22 protein-coding genes are annotated in these 26,240 nt (G+C 70.0%); 12 read left to right on the plus strand and 10 right to left on the minus strand.

Going from position 1 to position 26,240, the window contains the following annotated elements:
* Window positions 1-150 precede the first annotated feature (150 nt).
* Entirely contained in the window at window positions 151-2,712 is a 2,562-nt protein-coding gene (fxsT, locus tag ABZX61_RS58375; RefSeq protein ID WP_355209982.1) for an FxSxx-COOH system tetratricopeptide repeat protein, read from the plus strand.
* A gap of 4 nt (window positions 2,713-2,716) precedes the next feature.
* Here the strand turns inward: fxsT and ABZX61_RS58380 are convergent, their stop codons facing one another.
* Window positions 2,717-3,910 (minus strand): HEXXH motif-containing putative peptide modification protein, encoded by a 1,194-nt coding sequence (locus ABZX61_RS58380; RefSeq protein WP_355209985.1) that lies wholly within the window; start codon window positions 3,908-3,910, stop codon window positions 2,717-2,719.
* Complete coding sequence (locus ABZX61_RS58385) at window positions 3,898-4,035, minus strand: hypothetical protein (RefSeq protein ID WP_350738974.1); 138 nt, start codon at window positions 4,033-4,035, stop codon at window positions 3,898-3,900. Before ABZX61_RS58385 ends, ABZX61_RS58380 begins: the two co-directional genes overlap by 13 nt.
* Window positions 4,036-4,283: 248 nt before the next feature.
* On the opposite strand from ABZX61_RS58385, the gene speB reads away from it, so the two are divergent.
* On the plus strand, window positions 4,284-5,216 hold the full coding sequence (gene speB, locus ABZX61_RS58390) for an agmatinase (RefSeq protein ID WP_350738971.1): 933 nt from the start codon (window positions 4,284-4,286) through the stop codon (window positions 5,214-5,216).
* Window positions 5,213-6,709 (plus strand): cytosine permease, encoded by a 1,497-nt coding sequence (locus ABZX61_RS58395; protein ID WP_355209989.1) that lies wholly within the window; start codon window positions 5,213-5,215, stop codon window positions 6,707-6,709. The genes speB and ABZX61_RS58395 overlap by 4 nt, the downstream gene beginning before the upstream one ends.
* On the opposite strand, the gene ABZX61_RS58400 is transcribed toward ABZX61_RS58395, so the two are convergent.
* Window positions 6,706-7,197, minus strand: coding sequence for an Lrp/AsnC family transcriptional regulator (locus tag ABZX61_RS58400; protein ID WP_350738965.1), 492 nt, complete (start codon window positions 7,195-7,197; stop codon window positions 6,706-6,708). The genes ABZX61_RS58395 and ABZX61_RS58400 overlap by 4 nt on opposite strands.
* A gap of 196 nt (window positions 7,198-7,393) precedes the next feature.
* Between ABZX61_RS58400 and ABZX61_RS58405 the strand changes: the two genes are divergently transcribed.
* The 8 genes from ABZX61_RS58405 to ABZX61_RS58440 all read left to right on the plus strand — a co-directional run bounded on the left by ABZX61_RS58405 (window position 7,394) and on the right by ABZX61_RS58440 (window position 16,128).
* Entirely contained in the window at window positions 7,394-8,824 is a 1,431-nt protein-coding gene (locus ABZX61_RS58405) for a gamma-aminobutyraldehyde dehydrogenase (RefSeq protein ID WP_355209992.1), read from the plus strand.
* Between the two features lie 13 nt (window positions 8,825-8,837).
* Window positions 8,838-9,908, plus strand: a complete 1,071-nt coding sequence (locus ABZX61_RS58410) for an ABC transporter ATP-binding protein (RefSeq protein ID WP_355209995.1) — start codon at window positions 8,838-8,840, stop codon at window positions 9,906-9,908.
* A gap of 18 nt (window positions 9,909-9,926) precedes the next feature.
* Window positions 9,927-11,114 (plus strand): spermidine/putrescine ABC transporter substrate-binding protein, encoded by a 1,188-nt coding sequence (locus tag ABZX61_RS58415; protein WP_350738957.1) that lies wholly within the window; start codon window positions 9,927-9,929, stop codon window positions 11,112-11,114.
* Window positions 11,115-11,117: 3 nt separating this feature from the next.
* On the plus strand, window positions 11,118-11,969 hold the full coding sequence (locus tag ABZX61_RS58420) for an ABC transporter permease (RefSeq protein WP_355209999.1): 852 nt from the start codon (window positions 11,118-11,120) through the stop codon (window positions 11,967-11,969).
* Entirely contained in the window at window positions 11,966-12,751 is a 786-nt protein-coding gene (locus ABZX61_RS58425) for an ABC transporter permease (RefSeq protein ID WP_350738949.1), read from the plus strand. The genes ABZX61_RS58420 and ABZX61_RS58425 overlap by 4 nt, the downstream gene beginning before the upstream one ends.
* Before the next feature lie 35 nt (window positions 12,752-12,786).
* The gene (locus tag ABZX61_RS58430; RefSeq protein WP_350738947.1) at window positions 12,787-14,181 is read left to right on the plus strand and encodes an FAD-dependent oxidoreductase; all 1,395 of its coding nucleotides are present in this window, start codon (window positions 12,787-12,789) and stop codon (window positions 14,179-14,181) included.
* The gene (locus tag ABZX61_RS58435; protein ID WP_355210004.1) at window positions 14,178-15,074 is read left to right on the plus strand and encodes an alpha/beta hydrolase; all 897 of its coding nucleotides are present in this window, start codon (window positions 14,178-14,180) and stop codon (window positions 15,072-15,074) included. The genes ABZX61_RS58430 and ABZX61_RS58435 overlap by 4 nt, the downstream gene beginning before the upstream one ends.
* Window positions 15,075-15,204: 130 nt before the next feature.
* A complete protein-coding gene (locus tag ABZX61_RS58440) occupies window positions 15,205-16,128 on the plus strand; it encodes a serine hydrolase (protein ID WP_350738941.1) in 924 nt (307 codons plus the stop codon).
* 769 nt (window positions 16,129-16,897) lie between these two features.
* Here ABZX61_RS58440 and ABZX61_RS58445 read toward each other — a convergent pair.
* From ABZX61_RS58445 to ABZX61_RS58455, 3 genes are all read right to left on the minus strand, one after another.
* Window positions 16,898-17,275 carry a hypothetical protein gene (locus ABZX61_RS58445; protein WP_355210007.1) on the minus strand — a complete coding sequence of 126 codons (378 nt, stop codon included), beginning with the start codon at window positions 17,273-17,275 and terminating at the stop codon, window positions 16,898-16,900.
* 123 nt (window positions 17,276-17,398) lie between these two features.
* The gene (locus tag ABZX61_RS58450; RefSeq protein ID WP_355210010.1) at window positions 17,399-18,613 is read right to left on the minus strand and encodes a helix-turn-helix transcriptional regulator; all 1,215 of its coding nucleotides are present in this window, start codon (window positions 18,611-18,613) and stop codon (window positions 17,399-17,401) included.
* A gap of 4 nt (window positions 18,614-18,617) precedes the next feature.
* On the minus strand, window positions 18,618-19,163 hold the full coding sequence (locus ABZX61_RS58455) for a flavoprotein (protein WP_355210013.1): 546 nt from the start codon (window positions 19,161-19,163) through the stop codon (window positions 18,618-18,620).
* Window positions 19,164-19,595: 432 nt separating this feature from the next.
* Here ABZX61_RS58455 and ABZX61_RS58460 point away from each other — a divergent pair, with 432 nt between their 5' ends.
* Window positions 19,596-20,006, plus strand: a complete 411-nt coding sequence (locus tag ABZX61_RS58460; protein ID WP_355210016.1) for a VOC family protein — start codon at window positions 19,596-19,598, stop codon at window positions 20,004-20,006.
* Window positions 20,007-20,290: 284 nt separating this feature from the next.
* Here the strand turns inward: ABZX61_RS58460 and ABZX61_RS58465 are convergent, their stop codons facing one another.
* Genes ABZX61_RS58465 through ABZX61_RS58480 form a run of 4 tightly spaced genes read right to left on the minus strand, consistent with a single transcriptional unit; the run spans window position 20,291 to window position 26,226 of the window.
* Window positions 20,291-21,799, minus strand: a complete 1,509-nt coding sequence (locus ABZX61_RS58465) for a DHA2 family efflux MFS transporter permease subunit (protein ID WP_355210019.1) — start codon at window positions 21,797-21,799, stop codon at window positions 20,291-20,293.
* A gap of 35 nt (window positions 21,800-21,834) precedes the next feature.
* Window positions 21,835-24,720 carry a BTAD domain-containing putative transcriptional regulator gene (locus tag ABZX61_RS58470; protein ID WP_355210022.1) on the minus strand — a complete coding sequence of 962 codons (2,886 nt, stop codon included), beginning with the start codon at window positions 24,718-24,720 and terminating at the stop codon, window positions 21,835-21,837.
* A gap of 7 nt (window positions 24,721-24,727) precedes the next feature.
* A complete protein-coding gene (locus ABZX61_RS58475) occupies window positions 24,728-25,474 on the minus strand; it encodes an isocitrate lyase/phosphoenolpyruvate mutase family protein (protein WP_355210025.1) in 747 nt (248 codons plus the stop codon).
* Complete coding sequence (locus tag ABZX61_RS58480) at window positions 25,471-26,226, minus strand: cytochrome P450 (RefSeq protein ID WP_355210028.1); 756 nt, start codon at window positions 26,224-26,226, stop codon at window positions 25,471-25,473. The genes ABZX61_RS58475 and ABZX61_RS58480 overlap by 4 nt, the downstream gene beginning before the upstream one ends.
* Between the last annotated feature and the right edge of the window lie 14 nt (window positions 26,227-26,240).

The following is a 26,240-nucleotide window of genomic DNA, read 5'->3' on the forward strand; positions in this document are numbered from 1 at the left end:
GCTTTAGGTGACGGAGTAAACCGCTGTTAAGGGCGGTCCGCTTCAGGGGGAAATGCTCTTTCCGCTGGGTGCGGACGCGACCTGCGGCGGGCAGATATCGCATTAGGATCGGTGGCGAAAGCCGAATAGCGACCAGTGGCGGTGATCGTGATGGAGGACGTCGCGCGGCAGGAGCGCCGCCCCACCCTCTGGGGGCGGGAGATCCCGTTCCGCAACCGCTGTTTCACCGGTCGTGAGCGTGAGCTCGCCGAGCTCCACGGCCGGCTCGCGCAGCACTCGACCGCGCTGGTCGGCCAGCCGCCCCAGCCGGTCTACGGCATGGGCGGCATCGGCAAGACCGAGATCGCCGCCGAATACGCGCATCGCCACGCGGAGCACTACGACCTCGTCTGGTGGATCAGGGCCGAGCAGGAGGAGACCATCGTCAACTCGCTGATCGGGCTGGGCCGCAAGATGTCCCTCGACGGCTTCCGCCCCGACGATCGCGACTACTCCGCCAGGCTGGTCCTGTCCGCCCTCGCCAATCGCGAGCTCTACGAGCGATGGCTGCTGATCTACGACAACGTCGAGAGCGCCAACTCGGTGCAGCACTACCTGCCCAGCGGCGGCGGCCACGTCATCATCACCACGCGCGACCGCCACTGGCGGCGGGCGATGGACCTCGACGGGATCGAGGTAGGGGAGTTCCTTCCCGACGAAACGGTCAAGTTCTTTCATAGGCGGGTGACCGCCCTGGCCGACCCGGGTAGGTCCGGCTCCGTGGAAGCCGAGGCCGACGCGAAGGAGCTGGCCAATCAGCTCGGAAACCTCCCGCTGGCCGCCGAGCACGCCGCCGCGTATCTGAACGAGACCGGCACCAGCATCTCCGAATACCTGGAGTTGTTCCGCGACAACGCGCACGCGCTGCTGGCCAGCTCGGTCGACATCAAATACCCCCAGACCGTGGCCACGACGTGGAGCGTCTCGCGCAGCAAGATCTCGCCGGAGGCCGACGCGCTGTTCAAGCTGCTGGCCAGCCTCTCCGCCGAGCCGATCGCCGAGGAGCTGCTCGTGCAGCCCGCCGTGGCCTCCAAGCTGCCGCAGCCGCTCGACCGGGTGCTGAGCGGCGTGACCGAGTTCCGCAGGGCGGCCAGGGAGCTGGGCCGCTACTCCATGCTCAAGCTCGACGGCGTGCGCAACGTCGTGCAGCTGCACCGCGTCGTGCAGGCCGTGACCAGGGACCGCATGGTGCGCGAGGACCCGGAGGCCGCGGCCCGCTTCCAGGAGGCCGCCCACCTCCTGCTGGCCGCCTCCGATCCCGGGGCGGTCGACCGCGAGGACAGCGAGCAGATCTACCAGCGGTCCCTGCAGCACCTGGTGCCCTCGCGGGCGGTCGAGTCCGCCGACCGCCTGGTCCGCAAGCTGATCATCAACCAGGTCGAGCAGCTCTACCGCCGCGGCGGCCACCAGGAGAGTCTGCGGATCGGCCTGCCGACGCTGGAGCTGTGGCGGCAGCGGTTCGGCCAGGACGACAAGCAGACCCTGGCCCTGGCGGTCCAGGTCGGCAACGCGCTGCGCACCGCCGGCCAGTGGGAGGAGAGCCTGCGCCTGCACGCCGACACCCTCCAGCGGCTGCGCGACAACTTCGGCGAGCTGGACGCCGTCTACCTGAGCTGCGCCCGCGTGCACGACGTCGGGCTGCGGCTGCTCGGCCGCTACGCCGACGCGCTGGACAACGACCTGAGGCTGCTGCCGCTCTTCGAGCAGCAGCTGCGCCCCGACCACCCCGACACGCTGCGGATCCGCAGCAACGTGGCGGTGAGCCTGCGCTGCCTGGGCCGCTTCCAGGAGGCCCTGCGCTACGACGACGAGACGCTGGCCGAGCGGCAGCGCATCTTCGGCCCGGTCGAGCACGCGACGCTGAGCTCGCAGTTCGGCCGCTCCCGCGACCTGCGCGGGCTGGGGCGCTACGAGGAGTCCCTCGACCTGATCCGGCGGATCAGCAACGCCATCGACCGCAAGAACCAGCCATGGAACCAGTTCCGGCTCCTGGTCGCCATCGACTTCAGCGTGGCACTCAACCGGGTCGGCCTCTACGAGGACGCCTTCGTCCAGGGTGTGAAGGCCTGGGAGCGGCACAAGTCGACCCTCGGCCAGGAGCACCGCCAGACGCTGCAGTCGGCCACCAACCTCATCAACGACTACCGGCTCACCGAAGACCTGGCCGGCGCCCAGCGGCTGGGCGAGGAGACGGTGCTGAGCCTGGAGAAGGTGGCCGGCCCCGACCACCCCAACACACTGGCGGCCTACAACAACCTGGCCATCGTGCTGCGGGTCAGGAACAATCCGGGCGGCGCCCGCGGGCTGAGCGAGCGGGCGGCCGAGGGAATGAAGGCCCTCCTGGGCGACACCCACCCCAACACCCTCATCGCCATGTACAACCTGGCCAGCGACCTGGCCGCGCTGGGCGAGGTGGGGCAGGCCCGGAGGCTGGGCGAGACCGTGCTCGAGCGCAACGTCACGACGCGGGGCCCCGACCACCCCAACACCCTGGCCGCCATGGCCAACCTGTCCCTCGACCGCAACGCCGACGGAGACAAGGACGGCGCCCAGAGCCTGCGGGAGAAGATGATCGACGGCTACCAGCGCTCGATCATGCCTGACCACCCGCACGCCCGGCTGGCCGCCCAGTACGGCCGGGTCAACCTGGGCATCGAGCCCATGAACGACTGACGGTCTAGATCGAAAACCCGGGATTGGCGCTCCGCCAGCGCGCACGGTGCCCGTCCCGGAGCTCGGCCGCCCGCCGCTCGGCCGAGGCGGGCACCGGCTCGTGCAGCCACTCGCCGAGCCGGCCCAGCAGCCCGTTCACCAGCACCTCGCCCGGCCCGGTCAGGCCCTCCGAGCCGCTCGCGCGGGTCAGCGCCTCGAACGTGATGGCCCGGCGGTAGGCGAACTCCGCCTCCGCCCGCTCGACGGCCGGGCTCGCGTGGCGTTCGACGGGCGGGTTCGCGTGGCGTTCGGCGCGCCAGAACGCGGTGATCGCGAAGTTCGCGAAGCAGCCCTGCAGCAGCGCGCCGAGCGGTCGCGGGTCGGAGCGCCAGGGCGCGTACCAGCGGCGTCCGTCGTCGGGGCCGGTCAGCTCGACCATGTCCTCGACCGCGCCGAGCACCAGGTGCCACACCTCGTGGACCAGGCTCTCCGCGAACGCGACCGGGTCCGGTGGCGGCGAGAGCGCTATCGCCCCGTACGCCCAGCCGGACGTCGCGCTGGCGGGCCGCGCTCGATCCCGGCCCTCCAGCGGCACCAGCGTGGTGAAGACCGCCGCGATCGTCCCGGCGGCGTAATGATGCCGTTCGCAGAGCACCTGCCAGGCGCGGCCGAGCTCGCGCTGCCACCACACCGGGTCCGCCTCGCCCCGCCTGCCGAAGCCCGCCAGGTACGGGTCGACCGCGTCGAGCCTGACCGCCAGCCCCAGCCCGTCCGCCTGCGCGTGCAGGGTCGGGATCGGGACGAGACCGGACTCCGCGAACGTGCCGAGCCCCGGGACGAACGCGCCGGGGCGCAGCGGCGGCCGCCGCCCGGCCCGCAGCGCCGCGCCGGCGCTGAAGGAGACGAGATAGCCGAGGTCCGGATCCTCGCCGTCGCGCAGCCGCCGCAGGCAGTCGACCGCCCAGCAGCCCACCTGGGGGAGCACCAGCAGCTCCGCCATGAGCCGCGGATCGCTCTCCTGCAGCTCGGCCAGCGCGCGGAACGCGGCATCGGCGTCCGTCCCGCGCACCTGCCGCCGCACGGCCTCCACGAGCAGTTGATTCCTGTGGAGCTGGATCTCCCGGAGCCGGGTCAGCAGCTCGGAGGTGAGGTCGTCGTCGACCAGGCGGTGGCAGATCTCGTACGTCTCAGCGGCCGAACACTCGTTCAGCCATCGCACGGGACGGCACCGTTGTTGGCATCCTCCTGCCACAGCCGATCCCACGGCCCCCTTCGCCCGAGGATCTTGCTCACCAGCCCGTCGAGGGTGGCGTCGTCGAGTTCGGTCAGTTGGAGCAGCGTCATGTCAGTCAGCTCCGCAAGCCCGGTGCCAACCGCGTGAGCCGGTTCCCCCATAGAGAGTCCCTCCTAGGCTGCTGCCGAGATCATACGACGGCGCTTTGCCCGAATGAAATGCCGGTGAATACGGCTCGGTTTTCGGCCGGTGCCAAACCCGGGTGATGACCTGCTTGTGGCCACCCACAACACACACCGTGTGACTTCGTTGGTTCTACAATTGCCGCAGGTCAGAGGCATGACGAACACTGGGCCGCATGAACCTTGGCCCTGTCGACTCCTCTCAGGTCCCGCGTTTCGCCGGGCTCGCCACCTTCGCCCGCCTGCCCAGGCTCGACCAGGTCGAGCGGGCCGACGTGGCGGTCGTGGGCGTGCCGTTCGACACCGGCGTGTCCTACCGGCCCGGCGCCAGGTTCGGCCCGGCCGCGGTCCGGGAGGCCTCCCGGCTGCTGCGGCCGTACCACCCGGGGCTGGACGTCTCGCCGTTCGAGCGGGTGCAGGTGGTCGACGCCGGTGACATCGCGGCCAACCCGTTCGACATCGGGGCGGCCATCGAGAGCATCGAGGGCGCGGCGGACTCGATCGACGCCAAGCTCGTCGCGATCGGCGGCGACCACACGATCGCGCTGCCGCTGCTGCGGTCCGTGGCCAGGAAGCACGGCCCGGTGGCGCTGCTGCACTTCGACGCCCACCTCGACACCTGGGACACCTATTTCGGCGCCGAGTACACGCACGGCACCCCGTTCCGGCGGGCGGTGGAGGAGGGCCTGCTGGACACCGAGGCCGTCAGCCACGTCGGGATCAGGGGCCCGCTGTACGGCAAGAAGGACCTCGAGGACGACCGGCGGCTCGGGTTCGGCATCCTGACGGCGGCCGACGTGCTGCGGCGCGGCCTCGACGAGGTGATCGACGTGCTGCGGCAGCGCATCGGCGACCGGCCCCTGTACGTGTCCGTCGACATCGACGTGCTGGACCCGGCCCACGCCCCGGGCACGGGGACACCGGAGGCGGGCGGGCTCACCAGCCGGGAACTGCTGGAGATCCTGCGCGGCCTGGCCGGCCACAACCTGGTCGGGGCCGACGTCGTCGAGGTGGCCCCGGCGTACGACCATGCGGAGATCACCTCGGTCGCCGCCTCCCACGTGGCCTACGACCTCGTCAGCCTGCTGGCGTTGCAGGAGCAAGCATGAGCCTCACCGAGATCGAGACGTACGGGGTCGAGCGCATCCCCGACGCGGACCGCAACGCGCGCCCGATCGACCTGTTCCGGCTGGCGTTCGGAGGCGCGAACACCTTCGCCACCTGCGTGCTCGGCGCCTTCCCCATCCTGTTCGGCCTGTCGTTCTGGCAGGGGCTGGCCGCGACCGTGCTCGGGCTCGTGGTCGGCGCGCTGATCCTGGCGCCGCTGTCGCTGTTCGGGCCGCTCAACGGCACCAACAACGCCGTCTCCTCCTCCGCCCACCTGGGCGTGCACGGCCGGGTCGTGGGCTCGTTCCTGTCGCTGCTGACCGCGATCGCGTTCTTCTCGATCTCGGTGTGGTCGTCGGGGGACGCGCTGGTCGGCGGCGCCCACCTGCTGGCCGGGCTGCCCGACACCGACCTGTCGTACGGCGTCGCGTACGCGCTCTTCGCCGTCCTCGTGCTGATCGTCTGCGTGTACGGCTTCCGCTTCATGCTGTTCGTCAACAAGATCGCGGTCGCGGCGGCGTCGCTGCTGTTCGTCCTGGGGGCGTTCGCCTTCGCCGGGGACTTCGACCCGTCCTATCCCGGTACGCTCCCGGCCGGCGACCCGCTGTTCTGGCCGTCGTTCATCGGCGCGGCGCTGATCGTGTTGTCGAACCCCGTGTCGTTCGGCGCCTTCCTGGGCGACTGGTCCAGGTACATCCCGGCCGCGACGCCGAAGTCCCGGGTGATGGCCGCGGCCTTCCTGGCGCAGCTCGCCACCATCCTGCCGTTCCTGTTCGGCCTGATCACCGCCTCGATCATCGCGACCAAGGCCGCCGACTACATGGACCCGGCCGCCCCCAACTACGTCGGCGGGCTGCTGGCCGTCTCGCCCGGCTGGTACTTCGTACCGGTCTGCCTGATCGCCCTGATCGGCGGCATGTCCACCGGCACGACCTCCCTCTACGGCACCGGGCTCGACTTCTCCAGCGTCTTCACCCGCTTCTCCCGGGTGCAGGCGACGGTCTTCATCGGCACGCTGTCGATCGTGTTCATCTTCATCGGCCGCTTCGCCGCGAACCTCACCCAGAGCATCTCCACGTTCGCCACGCTGATCATCACGTGCACGGCGCCGTGGATGGTGATCATGATGCTCGGCTACGTGACCCGCAGGGGCTGGTACGACCCCGAGGCGCTCCAGGTCTTCAACCGGCGCCAGCGCGGCGGCCGCTACTGGTTCGCGCACGGCTGGAACTGGCGCGGGCTGTCCGCCTGGCTCGTCTCCGCGGGCCTCGCGCTGCTGTTCGTGAACCTGCCGGGCCAGTTCGTCGGCCCGCTGGGTAACCTGGCCGGGGGAGTGGACATCTCGCTGCCGGTGGGCCTGGCCGTCGCGGGCGTGCTCTATCTGGCGCTGCTGACGGCGTTCCCGGAGCCCCGCGAGGTGTACGGTCCCGAGGGCCCGCGCCTGGTGCGCACGGCCGACACGCCGATCCTGCCCATCGTGGAGACGGTGGGCTAGCGAGTGCCCCAGGAGTAGGTCTGCTTACGCAGCTTGAGATAGACGAACGACTCCGTGGCCCGCACGGCGGGGATGGCGCGGATCTTGCTGAGGATCTCCAGCAGGTGACCGTCTCCCTCGCAGACCACCTCGACGATCACGTCGAAGGAGCCTGCCGTGAGGACCACGTAGTCGATCTCGTCGATGGCCGCCAGCTCGTCGGCCACGGCCTCCAGGTCGCCCTCGCAGTTGATGCCGATCATGGCCTGCCGCGGGAATCCGAGCGTCAGCGGGTCGGTGACCGCGACGATCTGCATGACGCCCGCGTCCTGCAGCCGCTGGACGCGCTGACGCACGGCGGCCTCCGACAGGCCCACCGCTTTCCCGATCGCCGCGTACGGCATGCGCCCGTCGGACTGGAGCTGCTCGATGATCTGCTTGGACAGATCGTCGAGCACCACCGGCCCGGCATTGGCGTTGTTGCGGCGTACGCGGGGCGGCGTCGTCATCGACGGAATCCTCCTACTGGTCCGGCGTTACGGGTGCGTTCCCGCTGAGTTGCCGTCCTGGTGCGACATGTTGTCAGTTCCTGGCGGCCTGTCAAGCGAATTCGTAGCAATTTGGTATCTTCACCACGAAATCCCTTGTCGAGATGCACCTGCTCTGTAAGAGTCGCGGCATCTCAGCCACCCACTTGGAGGGCGCATGATCCGTCTACAGAACTTCATCAATGGTGAGTTCGTGGACGCCAAGAGCGGCAAGTTCTCCGACATCATCGACCCGTGCACAGGCGAGGCCTACCTTCAGGCCCCTGTCTCCGGCCCGGAGGACGTCGATGCCGCCTTCGCCGCCGCTGCCGCCGCGTTCGAGTCGTGGGGCAGGAGCACGCCGGGTGAGCGGGCCAACCTCCTGCTCAAGGTCGCCGACGCGATCGACGCGCGGGCCGATGAGATCAACGAGGCGGAGTGCCTCAACACCGGCAAGCCGCGGGCCCGGATGGCCGAGGACGAGACCCCGGTGGCCGCCGACCACTTCCGCTTCTTCGCGGGCGCGGCGCGCACCCTGGAGGGCCCCACGGCCGGCGAGTTCCTCGCCGAGCACACCAGCGTCATCCGGCACGAGCCGATCGGCGTGATCGGCCAGGTCACGCCGTGGAACTACCCGATGATGATGGCGGTCTGGAAGATCGCCCCGGCCCTGGCGGCCGGCAACACGGTCGTGCTCAAGCCGTCCGACACCACCCCGGCCTCCACGCTCAAGCTGGCCGAGATCCTCGGCTCGGTGCTGCCCGCGGGCGTCTTCAACGTCGTCACCGGCGACCGCGAGACCGGCGCCCTCGTGGTGAGCCACCCCACCGCCTCCATGGTCGCCATCACCGGCTCGGTCGGCGCGGGCATGTCGGTGGCCAAGAGCGCCGCCGAGGACCTCAAGCGTGTGCACCTGGAGCTCGGTGGCAAGGCCCCGGTCGTGGTGTTCGAGGACGTCAAGGACCTGCGCAAGGCCGCCTCCGACATCGCCACCGCCGGCCTCTACAACGCCGGCCAGGACTGCACCGCCGCCTGCCGGGTGCTGGTGCACGAGAGCGTGCACGACGAGTTCGTGGCCGCGCTCGCCGAGGCCGCCGCCGCCACCGTGACCGGCGACCTGGGCAACGAGGACGCGCTCTACGGGCCGCTCAACAACGAGAACCAGCTCTCCAGGGTCCAGGGCTTCATCGACCGGGCCCCGGCGCACGCCAAGGTCCTCACCGGCGGCCACCGGGTCGGCGAGAAGGGCTACTTCTTCGCGCCGACGATCGTCGACGGTCTCAAGCAGGACGACGAGATGGTGCAGAACGAGGTCTTCGGCCCCGTGATCACCGTCCAGACGTTCGCCGACGAGGCCGACGCGCTGGCCAAGGCCAACGACGTGAAGTACGGCCTGAGCGGCTCGGTCTGGACCTCCGACCACGGCCGGGCCATGCGGATGTCCAACCGGCTCGACTTCGGCGTGGTCTGGGTCAACACGCACATCCCGTTCGTCTCGGAGATGCCGCACGGCGGCTTCAAGCACTCCGGGTACGGCAAGGACCTGTCGGTGTTCGGCCTGCACGACTACACCCGGGTCAAGCACGTCATGCACTACATCGGCGAATAGGACAGCGGCTGGGATGACTGAGCTGAATGCGATAGAGCTTGAGGACGTCGTCAAGGAGTACCTCTCGCATGGCGAGGTCGTCCAGGCGGTCAAAGGCATCACCCTGGGCATCGCCGAGGGGGAGTTCTTCTCCCTCCTCGGCCCGTCAGGGTGCGGCAAGACCACGACCATGAGGATGATCGCGGGGTTCGAACCGCCCTCGAAGGGGCTGGTGCGGCTGCACGGCAAGGACGTCACGGACGTCCCGCCCAACAAACGCGACATCAACATGGTCTTCCAGTCCTACGCCCTCTTCCCGCACATGAGCGTCTGGGACAACGTGGCCTTCGGGCTGAAGCAGCGCAAGACGCCGCAGGAGGAGATCAAGCGGCGGGTCGGCGAGATGCTGGAGATCGTCGACCTCACCGGCAGGGAGAAGCGCCGCCCGCGCGAGATGTCCGGCGGCCAGCAGCAGCGCGTGGCGCTGGCCCGCGCGCTGGTCAACCGGCCGCGGGCGCTCCTGCTCGACGAACCGCTCGGCGCGCTCGACCTCAAGCTGCGCCAGGCCATGCAGATCGAGCTCAAGCGCATCCAGCGCGAGGTCGGCATCACGTTCGTGTACGTGACCCACGACCAGAACGAGGCGCTGACCATGAGCGACCGGATCGCCGTCATGAACGACGGCCTGGTCGAGCAGCTCGCCGGGCCGCGGGAGATCTACGAGCGGCCCGCGACCGCGTTCGTGGCCGGCTTCATCGGCACCTCCAACCTGCTCACGGGCACCGCGAGCGGCGGCGAGCTGAAGATCGGCGGCGGCCGGGTGCTGGTGCCCGGGCACGACGGCGACGTGACGGTGACCGTGCGGCCCGAGAAGATCACCATCGACACGGTCGAGCCCGGTCAGGGCCTGAGCGCCGTGCGCGGCACCGTCGCCGAGGTGGTCTACCTGGGGACCTACAACAGCTACACGGTGAGTCTCGCCGACGGGGCCGAGATCACTGTGTTCCAGCAGAACGCGCTTGACGCTTCGGCCACGGCGGAGCGGGGGGACTCCGTGTGGCTGTCGTGGCAGGCGCAGCACTCATATGTGATTGGAAGTCGATAGCAGCTCATGAACCACCCCATGCTCCGTTCCCGTCGCGATTTCTTCCGGGTCGCCGGGTTCTCCGCCGCAGGGCTCGCGCTGGCCGCGTGCGGCGTTCAAGGACAGAAGGCCGCTCCGCCGAAGGCCGACGCGGTCAAGGATTTCTGGGCCAAGCAGACCAAGCACGGCAAGGTCGTCTTCGCCAACTGGCCCGAGTACATGCCCGAGGACAAGGCCCCGCTGGAGAAGTTCAAGCAGGCCACCGGCATCTCGTACGAGTACAAAGAGGTCATCCAGGAGAACGCCGAGTTCTTCGGCAAGGCCGACCCCGTGCTGCGGGCGGGCCAGTCGCTGGGCTACGACATCGTCGTCATGACCAACGGCGTCCAGCTCCAGCACATGATCGAGCTGGGCTACGTGACGCCGCTCGACCACTCCCAGCTCCCGAACTTCGAGGCCAACGCCGGTCAGAAGTACAAGGAGCGGGCCTACGACCCCGGCAACAAGTACACGGTGCCGTACACGTCGGGGGTGACCGGGATCGCGTACAACACCAAGTACGTGAACGAGGACATCACCAGCATCGAGTCGCTGTTCGACCCCAAGTACAAGGGCCGGGTCGGCATGATGGCCGATGCCCAGGAGATCGCGAACTTCGGCATGTTCGCGCTGGGCATCGCCCCCGAGAAGTCGACCGAGGCGGACTGGAAGAAGGCCGGGGAGAAGCTCAAGGCGCAGCGCGACGCCGGAATTGTCCGGAAATATTACGATCAAAGCTACATCGACGCTGTGTCCAAGGGCGACGTCTGGCTCAGCATGGCCTGGTCGGGCGACGTCTTCCAGCGCCAGCTCGCCGGCGAGCCCGTCAAGTTCGTGGTGCCCGAGGAGGGCGGCACGATCTGGACCGACAACATGCTCATCCCCAAGAACGCGGCCAACCCGGTGGACGCGCTCATGCTCATGGACTACCTCTACCAGCCGGCCGTGGCCGCCGAGCTGGACGAGTTCATCCAGTACGTCACGCCGGTCCCGGCCGTGCAGGACCTCCTCAGGGAGAAGGCCAAGACGGCCAAGGGCAAGGACAAGAAGTCCCTCGAGGAAATGATCGACAGCCCGCTCATGTTCCCCACCGAGGCCGACTACGCCAAGCTGCACAACTACACCCCGCTGACCACTCAGCAGGAGCAGGTCTTCAACCCGATCTTCCAGTCCATCACCCAGGCGTAGCGCATGAGGCGGCTCACCCCCTACCTGCTGGCGCTGCCGAGCTGGATGTGGCTGGCGATCTTCCTGGTCGTCCCCATGGCCGCGATGGCCTCGGTCTCCCTGCAGACCGGCAACGCCATCGACGGCTTCGCCATGACGTTCAGCTTCTCCAACTACAGCGACGCGCTCGGCCGGTACAGCACCCAGCTGGTGCGCTCGCTGCTCTACGGCGGCCTGGCCACCGTGGCCATGCTGGTGATCGGGTACCCGGTGGCGTACTGGATCGCGTTCAAGGGCGGCACGCGCAAGTCCGTGTACCTGTTCCTGCTGCTGCTGCCGTTCTTCGTGTCGTTCGTGCTGCGCACGATCTCGTGGAACTTCCTGCTGTCGGACAACGGCATCCTGTTCGGCACGCTGAAGGGCTGGGGGCTGCTGCCCGAGGACTTCCACGTGCTGGCCACGACGGTCGCGGTGGTGGGCGGGCTGACGTACAACTTCCTGCCGTTCATGATCCTGCCGATCTACGTGTCGCTGGAGCGGGTGGACCCGCGGGTGATCGAGGCGGCCCAGGACCTGTACGCCACGCGGACCGCGGCCTTCCGGCGGGTGGTGCTGCCGCTGTCGCTGCCGGGGGTGTTCGCGGGGGTGCTGATGACCTTCGTGCCCGCCACGGCCGACCCGATCAACGCGCAGATCCTCGGCGGCACGGCCAACACGATGATCGGCAACATCATCCAGACCGAGTACCTGACGAACCTCAACTACCCGACCGCCTCGGCCCTGTCGTTCACGCTGATGGCGGTGCTGCTGGTGGGCATCTTCATCTACGCCAGGGCGCTCGGGACGGAGAACGTGCTCGAGGCGGCGGCCCGATGAGAGGGATCAGGCTCGGCGACCGGCTCCTCCACATCTACACCTGGATCATCATCCTCTGGCTGTCCTCGCCGATCGCCGTGATGATCCTCTTCGGCTTCAACGACAAGAAGAGCAAGTCGAACACCTCCTGGCAGGGCTTCACGCTCCGCTGGTACGCCGAGCTGTTCGACATCTCCGACCTGACCGTGGCGCTGCGCAACTCGCTGGTGATCGCCGCGGTCAGCACGATCATCACGGTCGTGATCGGCACCATGCTGGGGCTGGCGATCGGACGGCACCGCTTCCGCGGCAAGGGGGTCACGAACTTCCTGGTCTTCGCCGCCATCTCCACACCCGAGCTGGTCATGGGCGCGTCGCTGCTGTCGCTGTTCGTCTCGGGGAACGTGCCGCGCGACGCGAACACGATCATCGTCTCCCACGTGCTGTTCTCGCTGTCCTTCGTGGTGGTGACGGTACGCGCGCGGATCGTCACGCTGGACCCGTCGCTGGAGGAAGCGGCCAGGGATCTGGGGGCGACGGCCTGGGGGACGTTCAGGCAGGTCACGCTGCCGTCGATCATGCCGGGCGTGATGGCGGGCGCGATGTTGTCGTTCGCTCTGTCCATCGACGACTACGTGGTCACCAGCTTCGTCAACGGCTCGACCGTCACCTTCCCCCTGTGGATCGTCGGTGCGGTCAAGACCGGGATCCCACCGCAGGTCAACGTCATGGGTACGCTGATCTTCGGCATCGGGGTGCTGATCGCGATCGGAAACGCGGTGGCGGCACGGCGCCGTACCTAAATATCCTCCACGAACTTCGTAGGGAAGTGGGATTTGTGGATCCGCTGAAGGCGCTTGCTGACGCGGAGCGCAAGCCGTACTGGCTGGACAGCCCGGCCAGACCCGAGCCGCGACCGCGGCTCGACCAGACAACGAGCGCCGACCTGGTCGTCGTCGGCGGAGGCTTCTCAGGGCTGTGGACGGCCCTGATGGCCAAGGAACGCGATCCGTCCCTGGACGTGGTCCTGCTCGAAGGACGCAGGATCGGCTGGGCCGCCACCGGCCGCAACGGCGGGTTCTGCATGGCGACCCTCACCCACGGCCTGGCCAACGGCCTGGAACGGTGGCCGGACGAGATCGGGCGCCTGGAGCGCATGGGCGTGGCCAACCTCGACGAGATCGAGCAGACCCTGGAGCGCTACGGCGTCGACTGCTCCTTCGAGCGCACCGGGGAGCTGCACGTGGCCACCGAGCCGTGGCAGCTCGACGGGCTGCGCGAGCACCTGGAGCTGATCTCCGAGCTGGGGCTCGACTACGTGCCGCTCGACCAGGATCAGGTGCGCGCCGAGGTGAACTCGCCGACCTACCTGGGCGGGCTCTGGGAGCGCAGCGGGTGCGCCATGCTCGACCCGGCGCGGCTGGCATGGGGGCTGCGGGAGGCGTGCCTGCGGCTGGGGGTGCGCGTCCACGAACGCACCCCGGTCCGCTCGCTGCGCGACGACGGCACGACGATCACGCTGCGCACGCCGTACGGCGCGGTCGCGGCGCGGCAGGTGGCGCTGGGGACCGGGGTGTTCCCGCCGCTGCTGCGGCGGCTCAAGCACTTCGTGGTCCCCGTGTACGACTACGCGCTGATGACCGAGCCCCTGACGGACGACCAGCTCGCCGAGGTGGGCTGGCGCAACCGGCAGGGCGTGGGCGACTCGGGCAACCAGTTCCACTACTACCGGCTGACCGACGACAACCGGATCCTGTGGGGCGGCTACGACGCCGTCTACTACAACGGGGGTCTGGTCAAACCCGAGTACGAGCAGCGCGACGAGACGTTCGTCAAGCTCGCCGAGCACTTCTACGACACCTTCCCCCAGCTCGACGGGGTACGGTTCACCCATCGGTGGGGCGGGGTGATCGACACCTGCAGCCGGTTCAGCGCCTTCTACGGCCAGGCGCACGGCGGGCGGCTGGCCTATGCCACCGGCTACACCGGGATGGGCGTGGGCGCCACCCGCTTCGGCGCGAACGTCATGCTCGACCTGCTGTCGGGCGAGTCCACCGAGCGGACCGAGCTGCGGATGGTCAAGGAGAAGCCGATGCCGTTCCCGCCGGAGCCGGTGCGCTCCGGGGTCATCCAGTTCACCCGGTGGTCGATCGCGCAGGCCGACCAGCACCAGGGCAAGCGCAACCTGTGGCTGCGCGCGCTCGACCGGATGGGGCTGGGGTTCGACTCGTGATCCTGACCACGCGAATCGAGTTCGTGGTCGACGGCCTCACGCTCGCCGGGGACCTGCGGGTCCCCGGCGGCGCGGGGCCGCGGCCCGCTCTGGTGTTCACGGGGCCGTTCACCGGGGTGCGCTCCCAGGTCACAGGCTTGTACGCGGAGCGGCTGGCCGAGCGAGGGTACGTGACGCTGTCCTTCGACCATCGGAACTGGGGGGAGTCCGAAGGGCTTCCCCGCCTGGACGAGGATCCGCAGGGCAAGCTGCGGGACCTGCGGGGGGCGGTGTCGTTCCTGCGGTCACGGGCCGAGGTGGACCGGGATCGGATCGGGGCGGTGGGGGTGTGTCTGGGGGGTGGTTACGCGCTCAAGTTCGCCGCCTTCGACCCCCGAGTCCGGACATTTGTCGGTATCGCGGGCGCGTACAACAACCCGTACAGCATGCGCTCCGGCATGGACTACCAGGCGGCGCTGGCGGGCTTCACGGACGTCCTCGAACGCCAGGACCAGGGCGGCGCCGTGGAGTACATGCCGGTCGTCTCCTCCTCGCCCCCGGAGGAGGGGGAGGCCGCCATGCCGGGCGACGAGCCGTACGCGTACTACGGCACCTCACGGGGCGCCTCGCCACACTGGTCCAACTCGGTGACCAGGGCGAGCGTGCGGGAGCTGGTCACGATGGACAACATGATGGGAGCCGACTTCCTGTCGCCCAAGCCGGCGCTGATCGTGCACGGGGTCGTCGACCGGTTCTGCTCTCCGGAGGGGGCCGAGGAGGCGTTCCGGCGCCTCGACCAGCCGAAACAGCTCGTCTGGGTCGACGCCAAGCAGCACATCGACCTGTACGACCGCGAACCGTACGTCACGCAGGCCGTGGACGCCACCGCCGCCTTCCTCACCGAGCACCTCTGACCACCACCCGGCACCCGGATCGGCAAGATCATGTGAAGACTTGACCAGCGACCCACCGAGCACAATGGCCTGATCCACACGGCATGGCATCCTCGCTTGCGACCCCCGACGATCCTTCGGAGGTGGACGCGTGCGTACGAGGTGGATGCTTGCCTGGCCGATGCTGCTCCTGACCGCGGGATGCGGCGCCGACCAGGCAGCCGTCATCCCCGCGGCGGCCAAGCCTCCGCCGAAGGTGGCCCGCTGCATGCTGAGGATCGCGGCCCCGCGTGCCGGGGTCGCGGCCCGCATCCAGCTCGTACGCGACATCTCCGCCTATATCGGCACGCGCCCGGGCCGCATCGTCTACGGCGTCCTGGACCTGGTCACCGGGATCCACTTCGGGCAGGGAGAGCACGAGAACGACATCATCACCGCCAGCGGCGCCAAGGTGGACATCCTGACCGCGCTCCTGCACCAGCGCACCCGCGACCTGGACGAGGAGGAACGCGACCTCGCCGTCCTCATGATCACGGAGAGCGACAACCTCGCCGCGGACGCCCTGTGGTCCCGCGTCGGCGCCTCCTCCGCGATGAGCGCCTTCTACCAGAGCGTGGGCCTGACGGAGACGACACCGGGACCCGCCATTTTCTGGGGCGGCACCCTCACCAGCCCCGCCGACCGCATCCGCCTCCTGAAACTCCTGGTCAGAGGCAGGAAAGGCCGAGAGGGCGACCTGACCGCGGCCGACCGCCGGCTGGTGCTCGGCCTGATGTCCCGCGTCCAGAAGGACCAGTCATGGGGCGTCAGCGCCGCCGCCCGCCCGGGAGACCGGGTGGCCCTGAAGAACGGCTGGACGCCACGCCCGTTCATCTCCGGCACGTGGGCCATGACGAGCTACGGCCGCATCTCGGGCCCGGGCCGCGACCTGCTGCTGTCGGTCCAGACCGACTACCAGCCGGGCCCGGACGCGGGCATCCAGACCATCGAGGGCGTGGCCCGCCTCATCCGCAACCGCCTCGACTCCCTCGCCCCGACCATCACCCGCCCCTGCATCGGCAACCCCATCGCCTGATCATCCGCGCCTACCGCCGCCACCCTCACCGGGCAAAAGGTCTTCTCGGGGAGGCGCTTCGCGCCGAGGGGCTCAGGCGCTTCTTATTCGGGCGCCTGGCGGCGCACCCCTCCGCGCCTTCGGCGCCATCGCCCACCCGTGACCCGGTTACCGGTCTGGCCTGCTGGAGCCCACCCCCGAACCCCCCGCTCGCTCCGCTCGCCAGACGCCCCCACCCGTTGACCGGCTATGCGGTGGACCGACTGATGCCCACCCCGGACCGGCGTGCCGCGGGGCTGTCGTTGCCCGACGGGACAACGCCGAACTTGCGCCCGATCACCAGGTGGGCCTGCTGGATCGGGCCCCGTTGACACCGTGGTCGGGACACGCAATGGGGCAACCTTCGGGTGCGGTGGAAGAGCGGCTGTGGGTATTCGATGGACCACAGGGTGCGGCGCGGCGATGGGACGGTTGATATCCGGAGCGATCCCATCCGCCGTGCCCGTCTACCGGGCTCGGCCTGACAGCAGTGCCGCCCAGATCGCGCGAGCTTCAACGATCGAGCACTGGTGGGTCTCGAGAACCACGTCCCCAGCTTCGGCCTGCAGGGTGCGGCGGATGAGAGTCTGGCCGCCACCCTCGCACAGCTCGTAGAACACGGCCCTGCATGTACACGTCCACGCCACGGTGCGGACGCGATCCAAGGCACCGCATGGTTCCAGCCATGTGAGCCGGACATGCCCACGTTGGGCCATGGGTACGTGCGGACTCAGGCAGCCTTTGCCGGGCGTCACGACACACCTGCGACCATGATGCTCGGCGCTTCACGGAGTTCGGCGTATCGAGCAGCGATCCTGCGCGCGGCCCGCTCCGGCTCGAACGCGGAATGATGTGCGTAGAGCCAGCGGCCCGTCTGGGAGCGGCGCCCCGTCCACCATCGGTACCAGAAGCCGTCCGTCCACACCACGAGCCCGGTCCACACCGACACCAGCGCGAGACCGCGCCCTTCGTGGACATCGGCGGAGATCCCCATGCGCGCCAAAGCGGCGCGGAGTTCATCGGCGGTTTCCAGCGCCGACAGGGGCCGGACCGGGCCGAGGTCGATCGGTTGACGGGGTTCGGGGCAGCAGACGCACCGATTCCACGCGTTTGCTTCTTCGTGCCGCATGTGACGTTCCCTCCTGTTGGGGGACGTGGCCTCAGGCCACGCCACGCAGGGGGAACCGTAGGTGCGGGTCAACGGCGGAACCCGCACGGTGGTGAAGGTCAAGGAGCCGCACAAAAGTGCGGGTCAGACGATGCCCGCCCGGCGAGCCAGCCCGCGAAGCTGCGGGGTGCTGGCACGATGCTCCCGCTTGAGCAGTTGGGTCAGCAGCTCGCGGGGACGGCCACCGTAGCGGACAAGCTCGGGCGAGAGCCGTTCGGCTTCGAGGAGCATATTGACCGACGCGGCGTCCTTGCGCTGCAAGGCGTAGGCGCGGGCGAGGTCCAGGTGCACCTGGGCGCGGCGTCCTACCAGGCCGTCAGACAGGTGTGCCAGGTTGAGGGTTTCGCTGCTGCCGATCGCCTGTCGGGTGTCGCCGAACTCGACGGCCGCTGAGATCTCGTGAATGGTCACGTTGGTCGTGCCGAAGGCGGTCCAGAAGTCGTTGCGGTCTTCGCCGAGAGAATTGGCGATCTGCCGGGCCTGCGCGAGGAAGGTACGCACCCCGGCTTGGTCGTACGCCGCGGCGGCGGCTGTGACGGCGACCAGGTAGAGCGCGCCCACAATGGGCAGAGCGCGCGGCGTGGGGCGCTTGGAGGCGCTCTGCAACGCGTCGGCCGCCTGGAGGACCAGGTGCAGCGCGCGTTCCGTTTCGCGAAGCCGTATCAGGACGTAGCCGAGCCGGTAGGCGCTCACGGCGGCGAGGAGGGGCTTGTCCGCTTCTTGCGCGGCGGCCAGCGAGCGGTCGGCGGCCACCCAGGCGAGTTCCGCCTCCCCCACGCGGCGCAGCGTCGTGGTGGCGGAGTGGTAGGTCAGCGAGCGAAGGGTTTGGTACGCCCGGCGCTGGGCGGCGGGGGCATGGCGGCTGCCCAGTTCGGTGGCCACGATAAGGCGGGGCAACCGCCTGCCGACCTCGTTGTAATGGGTGGCCTGGTAGAGCCGGTTCACGCGGCGGATCTCGTGCCGCAGCCACACGACGCTCTCGTGGGAGCCTTGGGTGTGCTGGGGGTTGATGAGGGAGGAGAGGCCGTCGTAGCCCATCATCGCCTGCCGGATGGCCGATGCTGCCTGGTAGCGCGTCATCGCAGTCGTCTTCTTCACGGTGAGTTCATCCACAGGCAAGCCGAGGATGTCAGCGAGGGCGTTGATCACGGTGTGGTTGTCCACGGCACGTTGCCCGCGCTCCACCTGGCTCAGCCAACTCTCGGAACGGCCGACGAGACCGGACAGGACCGCTTGGGACAGTCCACGGCGACGGCGTGCCCGAGCGATCCGCCGGCCGATCTCCCCGCGGGCGTCCATGCCATCACCCCTGCGTCTGTCGCTCCCCGGCAACGGTGTGTAGCTCCTGCATGATGCGTTCCCAGGATGGCATGCGGGACTGCGGCGGGGCGGCGGGATCGAACAGGACCCGCACGCCCATCTCCCGAAGCGTGTCCAGGCTCCGCTGAAACGCGAGGTGCCGGGCGAGCGCGTCCTTCAGCAGCGGCACGGCAAGGATCGGGACGCCGAACCCCGTCACCTCACACAACAGGCCGACGGCGAAGGTGTCGGCGATGCCGTTCGCCCACTTGTTGATCGTGTTGAACGTCGCCGGAGCCACGATCACGGCGTCGGCGGGAGGGAGACCCTTGGGGTCCTCCGGCATGCGGTACGTGCTGCGGACCAGGTCACCGGTCAGACGCTCCAACTCCGAGACATCGACGAAGCGTTCCGCCATCGGCGTGGTGACCACGTGTACCTGCCACCCGGCTGCCCGGGCCATGGGGACCAGGTGATGGAGATCGGCGGCGGCAGGTGCGGCACAGGCGATCACATAGAGAACACCGCGCGTGCCCTCGTGGGGTTCCATGCTGGTGATCCTAATGAGAGGCCGATGTCCGCTCTCGGTGACCGCTCTGAGAATTCGTGCAGGGCAGGTGAGCCGACCAGCGGGAATGACCTTGCCATTTCCCCAGGCAGGACTCGCCCCTACCGAGGTCGCCCGGGGCAGCAAGGACATAGACGAGTTTCGGCCGTGTGCCCGCTGCGGTCTTCGGGGCCCGTGTCAGGCGGGGTCGGCACAGATTGTTCGCCTGGCTTGTGGCGCTCCGCACCAGTTGGCGCCGGGTCGGCGGGAAGCGGGACGGTGGAGTGCGGCGCGAGGTGGACGGCGCTCAGCACAGCGTCTCGGCACTCGGCCGGCGACCTGGGAGGCCTGTTCGAGGCTTACCGAGTCCGAAGGAACGGCGGTCGAATGGGCGCAGGTTTGGCTGGAGTGGCCGGGAACTGCCAGAGTGACGAGATGTCTCGACTTGTTCCAGAATTGATCTGCTCCGACATTCAGGCCAGCTTGGCCTTCTATCGGCTGCTGGGCTTCGAGATCCGCTACGAGCGGCCCCAGGAGCGGTTTGCCTACCTGGAGCGTGACGGGGCGGATCTGATGTTGGAGCAGCCGTTGAGCCGGGACCGTCTCTACCCGCGCGCGGAGCTGGACCACCCCTACGGGCGCGGGATCAACCTCACTGTTGAAGTGGACGACGTAGATCGGATTCACGACGCGCTGCTCGCCGCCGGCTATGAGATGTGGCTGCCGTTGGAAGAGCGCTGGTACGAGCGCAGCGTCGATGCCGTGGGCGTGCGCCAGTTCGCGGTGCAGGACCCGGACGGCTACCTGCTGCGGATCTCTCAGCAAGTGGGAACCCGTTCTCGATAGCCACTGATGTCCTTGCCGTGGATGCTCGTTTCTGCCAAAGCGCCAGCAGGTCAACGCCGATGAGCGCACGGTACCGGGATCGCGTCCGAGGGGCGCGGGGACCGGCAGGGCCCCGCCTGGGGGTGTGGGGGCTGGCCCCCACAGGGCGCTGCCTGAGCGCTCCATCGCGCATAGCGCGCCCTCATCGCGAGGACCGAGCAGTTGGGGGATCGGTAGGGGGCGCTGCCCGAGCCACTATCGGGCGTAGCGCCCCCCCGTTGTGAGGACCATGCTGGTTTCCGGGGTCATGCGTGGGTCAGGACTTCTTCCGGGATGACCTTCGGTACGCCGCGCAGCCCGATCAGGGCCAACACGGCCACTACGGCCAGGAGGGCAGCAGTGACCAGGGCGGTCACGTGCAGACCCTCGATGAAGGCCGTCTGTGCTGCTCGCATGAGCTGATCCGCCTGCTCCGGCGGCAAGGTCGTGGCCGTGCTTACCGCGCCTGCGATCGACTCTCGTGCGGCGTCGGCGGCGGGGAGGCCCGTGGGGAGGTGGAGGTTGGTTTGGTACGCGGTGTTCAGGACCGTGCCGAGGATGGCGATGCCCAGTGCGCCGCCCAGTTCGAAGGCCGTCTCCGAGACGGCGGCGGCCGCTCCCGCGCGTTCCCTGGGGGCCGTGGCGAGGACGTTGTCGTTGTTGACGGTGAAGGTGAAGCCGACCCCCAGGCCGCCGATGATCATGACGGGGAGCAGGGCGAAGTAGTTCAGGGAGGGGCCGAGCGTGCTGTAGTAGAGGAACGAGCCGGCGTTCATGGCCAGGCCCAGGGCGACCACGCCGTTCCTGCCGATGCGGTGGATCAGCTTGGCGGCCATGATGCCGCCCACCGCGCCGCTCAGGCCGCCCGGCAGTTGTGCGAGGCCCGCCTGGAGCGGTGACCAGCCCAGGACGAGCTGCAGGTACCAGCCGAACATCAGCATCATGGCCGACATCGTGAAGATCGCCAGCAGGTTCGTGACGATGGACGCGCTGAACGCCCGCCGCCTGAAGAGCCGGACGTCGATCAGCGGCTCGGGCAGCCGCGTCTGGCGCCACACGAACAGGCCCAGCAGCAGGACCCCGGCCGCGCCCGCCACCAGCACGTCGGCGTGCTCCAGGCCCTTGTGCGCCGCCTCCTTGACCGCGTAGACGGCCGTCACCACGCCGGCGAACGAGAGGACGACGCTGACCAGGTCGGGCCGGCCCGCGTGCGGGTTGCGCGACTCGGGCAGCACCAGGATCCCGCCGACCAGCACCAGCAGCATGATCGGTACGTTGATCAGGAAGACCGAGCCCCACCAGAAGTGGTCGAGCAGGAGACCGCCCACGACCGGGCCGATGGCGAACCCGGCGGCGCTCATCCCGCTCCAGATGCCGATGGCCGCGGTGCGCTCGCCCGGGTCGGTGAACACGTTCCGGACGATCGACAGGGTGGACGGCATGATCGTCGCTCCGGCCACGCCGAGCAGGGCCCTGGCCGCGATCAGCAGCTCGGGGTTGGGCGCGTACGCAGTCACCACCGAGGCGGCGCCGAACGCGGCCGCGCCGATCAGCAGCAGGCGCTTGCGGCCGATGCGGTCCCCGAGGTTGCCCATGGTGACGAGGAGGCCGGCCAGCGCGAAGCCGTACATGTCGCCGATCCAGAGCAACTGGGTGGAGTTCGCGCCGAGGTCGGTCACCAGCCTGGGCAGGGCCAGGTGCAGGACCGTGAGGTCGAGCGAGAGCAGCAGGGTGGCCAGGCAGGCGATGGCCAGGCAGGACCATTTGTTCTTCATGCCGCCTACTGTCGGGAGCGCGGCTGACGGCCTGCCTACCGCTCGCTGACCGCCCCGCTGGCAGGCCCGTCCGGCGGCTGGCTGACCGCCCCGCTGTCAGGCCCGGTTGAGCGGGCGTTCACCTCGTCGAGGGCGGCGGTGATGCGGGCGCGGGTCTCCTCCGTGGTGTACCAGTCGTTCGGCACCTCGTCACGAGCCTGGACGAGCAGCGCGCGGGCCTCGTCCAGGTCGCCCTGGAACAGCGCGACCTGGCCCAGCCCGAGGTGCGCCCACGCCATCGTCTCCGTCGAGCCGTTCCTGCGCGACATCTCGGCGGCGCGCAGGTAGTCGGCCCGCGCGCCCGTCGCGTCGGCCTGGTTGAGCCGGGCGTCGCCCCGCCGGCACAGGGCCTCGGCGATCTCCGTCTCGGCGCCCAGCTCGGTGGCCACCGCCAGCGCCTCGTCGGCCAGCGCGATCGCGGTCGTGAAGTCGCCCTTCTCCTGGTAGAGAGCGCCGAGGCCGGACAGCGTCATCACCATGCCCCACCGCTCCCCGATGGCCTTGAACGCGGCCAGGCTCCGTTCGAAGTTGACCAGCGCCTCGGCGGCCCGGCCGGTCGACTGCAGCAGGAACGCCACACCGCCGTAGGACAGCGCCTCCTGCCAGGGCTCGAGCTCGTCGGCGCGGCTGGTGAGCGCGGCGTAGACCTCGTCGTACTCGCCGGGCGGCCCTGTGTAGGCCGAGAGCAGCATCGAGAGGAACTCCACCCGCATCGGCAGGTTGTACGTCGGCAGCAGCTGCCGCGCCTCCGCGAGCCGCGCGCGCAACTCCTCGTCGATGCCGCCGGTCCAGGCCCTGATGAGCACGCACATGACGTACTCCTCCTCCATGCCCGGCGGATGCCGGAAGCCGAGCGCGGCCATGAGGTCGGCGGCCAGATGGGCGCTGGTGATGCGGTTGCCGCGCATCCACCAGTAGCAGCCGCAGTTGGCCAGCAGCCGCAACCCCAGCTCCGGCTGCCCGGACGCGGTCGCCCAGCGGATCGCCGCGTCGAGCTCGTCGCTCTCCTCGTCGAGCCGGACCAGCCACTCCAGCTGCTCACCGGTGCGCAGCAACGGGTCGGCCGTCATGACCAGGTCGAGGCAGTAGCGGGCGTGCGCCTCGGAGATCGACTCGGCCTCGCCCGACTCCGCCAGCCGTTCCGCGCAGAACGCCCTGATCGTCTCCAGCATCCGGAAACGGTCGCCCACGAACTCCACCAGCGACTTCTCCGCCAGCGAGAAGAGCACGTCCTCGGGCAACCCGCACACCTGCTCGGCCGCCTCCGGCCGGGCGCCGCCGACGAACACGCTCAGCCGCCTGGCCAGCCGCTGCTCGCTCTCGTCCAGCAGGTCCCAGCTCCACGCGACGACCGCGTGCAGCGTCTGGTGCCGGGGCAGCGCCGTACGGCTGCCCCTGGTCAGCAGCCTGAACCGGTCGTCGAGCCGGGCCGCGACGTCGGCCACCGGCAGGGTGCGCAGCCGCGCCGCGGCCAGCTCGATGGCCAGCGGCAGCCCGTCGAGCGCCCGGCAGATGCGTACGACCGCCGCGGCGTTGCCCGCGTCGACGGCGAAACCAGGCCGTACGGCGGCGGCGCGGTCGGCGAACAGCCGGACCGCCGGATAGTCCAGGGGGCTGCCGGCCTCGGGCGGCGGTAGCCGCAGCGGCGCCACGGGCAGGATCGACTCGCCGGTGATGCCGAGCGCCTCGCGCCCGGTCACCAGCACGCGTAGCTCGGGGCAGGAGGCCAGCAGCAGGTCGGCCAGGTCGGCGGTGGCCGCGATGACGTGTTCGCAGTTGTCCAGGACCAGGAGCAGCCTGCGGCCGGCCAGCGCGGTGACGAGCCGGGTGGCCGGGTCGACGGTGAGCCGGTCGGGGGTGGGCGGGGCGTCGCGGATGTCGAGGGCGGACAGGACGGCCCCGGGCACGCCGGCGTCCTCGGAGACCGGCGCGAGCTCCACGAAGCACACGTCGCCGGGCTCCTGGTCGGCCGCCTCGGTCGCCAGTCGCGTCTTGCCCGCGCCGCCGGGCCCGATCAGCGTGACGAGCCGGTTGGTCCGCAGCCTGGCGGCCACCTGCTCGATCTCCTCGGCCCTGCCGACGAAGCTGGTGAGCTGGGCGCGCAGGCCCTGCCGCCGCGGGGCCGCGGGGGCGGCGTCGGGAGCGGGGGCGCCGAGCGCCGGGTCGGCCCTGAGGACGGCCAGGTGGGCGGCGGCCAGCTCGGCCCCCGGCTCGACGCCGAGCTCCTCGTCCAGGATCTTCCTGGCCTCGTCGTAGACGGTCAACGCCTCGGCCTGCCGGCCGCTGCCGTAGAGGGCACGCATGAGCAGGGCGCGCAGCCGCTCGCGCAGCGGGTGGGCGGCGGCGAGCTGGCTCAGCTCGGCGACCAGCTCGCGATGCCGGCCCAGGTCGAGGTCGGCCTGCACGCGGTCCTCGGTGGCGGCCAGCCGCAGCTCGGCCAGCGCCGTCGCGGCGGCCTTGGCGTGCGGGGCGTCGGACAGCGGCGCGCCCCGCCACAGCTCGAGCGCCTCGCGCAGGAGCGTGGCCGCCCGGCCGGGATCACCGCCGGCGAGGGCCTGCCTGCCCTGCTGCGTCAGCAGCTCGAACCTGCGCGCGTCCACGTCCTGAGGGTCGGCCACCAGCCGGTATCCCGCCGGATGGAACTCCACCAGGTCCCTGCCCAGCGCCCGGCGCAGCCTGGAGACCTGCGACTGCAGCGCGTTGGCCACGCCCTCGGGCGGTCTCGGGCCGTACATGCCGTCCACGAGCTGCTCGCCGCCGACGATGCGACCGGCGTGCAACGCGAGCAGCGTCAGCAGCGCGCGCACCCGGGGACCGCCGAGCGCGACCGGCTCGCCGTCCTCGTCCAGCGCGCTGGTGGGCCCGAGGATCTGGAAGCGCATGCGTCGATTATCGCGGTTGCGGCAGCAGCGCGGTGATCTCGGCGTAGGTCGGCAGCGGAGGGGCCTGCCTGCCCCGGGCGGCGGACACCGCCGCGAGCGCCCCGTGGAGCGCGGCCCGGTACAGCAGCGACCCGGTGCTCACCCTGGCCACGCCGGCCTCGGCGAGCTGGGGGAGCGTGGGGCCGTCCGGCTGGTAGAGGACGTTGAGGGGGAGCGGCGTGCTCGCGGCCACCTCGGCGATCTCGCGCAGATCGCTCATGCCGGGCACGAAGATCCCGTCGGCGTGGCCGTAGGCGGCCACCCGTTCCCGCGTGTCGCCGGTCTTCAGCCAGTACGTGTCCGTACGGGCGTTGACGAACACGCCGTGGCCCTTGGCCGCCTCGATGATCCGCCGGTGCAGCTCGATCGGGCGCAGCGTGCCGTCGGGTCGGCCGTCCTCCAGGTTGATCCCTGCCACTCCGAGCGCGGCGAGGCCCGCGACCAGGTCGGACACCTCGCCGGGGTCGTCGCTGAAGCCGCCCTCGATGTCGACGGTGACCATGACGCCCAGGTCCTTGATCGATTCGGCCAGCTCGATGGTCTCCGCCCTGGTGGCGCCGGCCGCGTCCGGTCTGCCGTACGCGGCGGCCACGCCGAGGCTGGTCGTGCCGATCACCGGGAAGCCCTCCCGGGCCAGGAGGGCGGCCGAGCCGTAGTCCCAGGCGTTCGGCAGCAGCAAGGGATCGCCGGGGCGGTGCAGGTCGTGGAAGTTCATGAGCGGCTCACGTCGAGAAGGGCTTCGAGCACGCCCGCGGCCAGCGCGAGCGCGTGGGCGGGCCCGGGGCAGGGGCGCACGCCGTGGCCGAAGGTCAGATGGGGGGCACGGCCGCGCGAGAGGTCGAACCGGTCGGGATCGGCGAGCACGTCAGGGTCGCGGTTGGCCGACACCAGGTCGATGGTCACCTCGTCGCCGGTCCGCGTGTCGAGCCTGCGGGTGGCCTTGAGCGGCGGGTCCTGCCTGAGCGTCTCGTGCAGCAGCGCCTCGGGGTCGGCGCCGGGTCCGGCGTGCCCGAGGGCGTTCTCGATGAGCGCCTCCGTGGCGGCGTGCCCCTGCAGCAGCAGGGTGATCTCGGGGATGGTGGCCTGTTCGAGCAGCTCGGTGACGGCGGCGTCGGCCTCCGGGCTCTCCTCGCCGGACAGGTAGCCGGTCGCGGCGGCGGCCACGGCGCCCGTGTCCTTCACGCCCAGCGCGGCGCCGAGCACGGCCGTGGGGACGCCCCGCCAGTCGCCGCCCCGCTCCAGCGTCATGGCCCTGGCCGCCGTTCTCAGCTCGGCGGGGTCAAGGGCGGCCAGCCGCTCCTCCAGCAGGCGGCGCCGCCCGGCGTGCGTCTCTCCGGTGCTGAACCTCGACACCTGGGCGCGGAGCCAGGCCAACGTGCCCTCCTCGGCGTCCTGTCGTACGGGAGGCGGCACGTACCTCGGGTCGGCGAGCACCGCCTCAGCGGCTGAGTGGCGTGTGATGAGCATGGTTCCACGCTAGA

This window comes from Nonomuraea sp. NPDC003709, from assembly GCF_040610775.1.
In the GTDB taxonomy this organism is placed as follows: domain Bacteria; phylum Actinomycetota; class Actinomycetes; order Streptosporangiales; family Streptosporangiaceae; genus Nonomuraea; species Nonomuraea angiospora_A.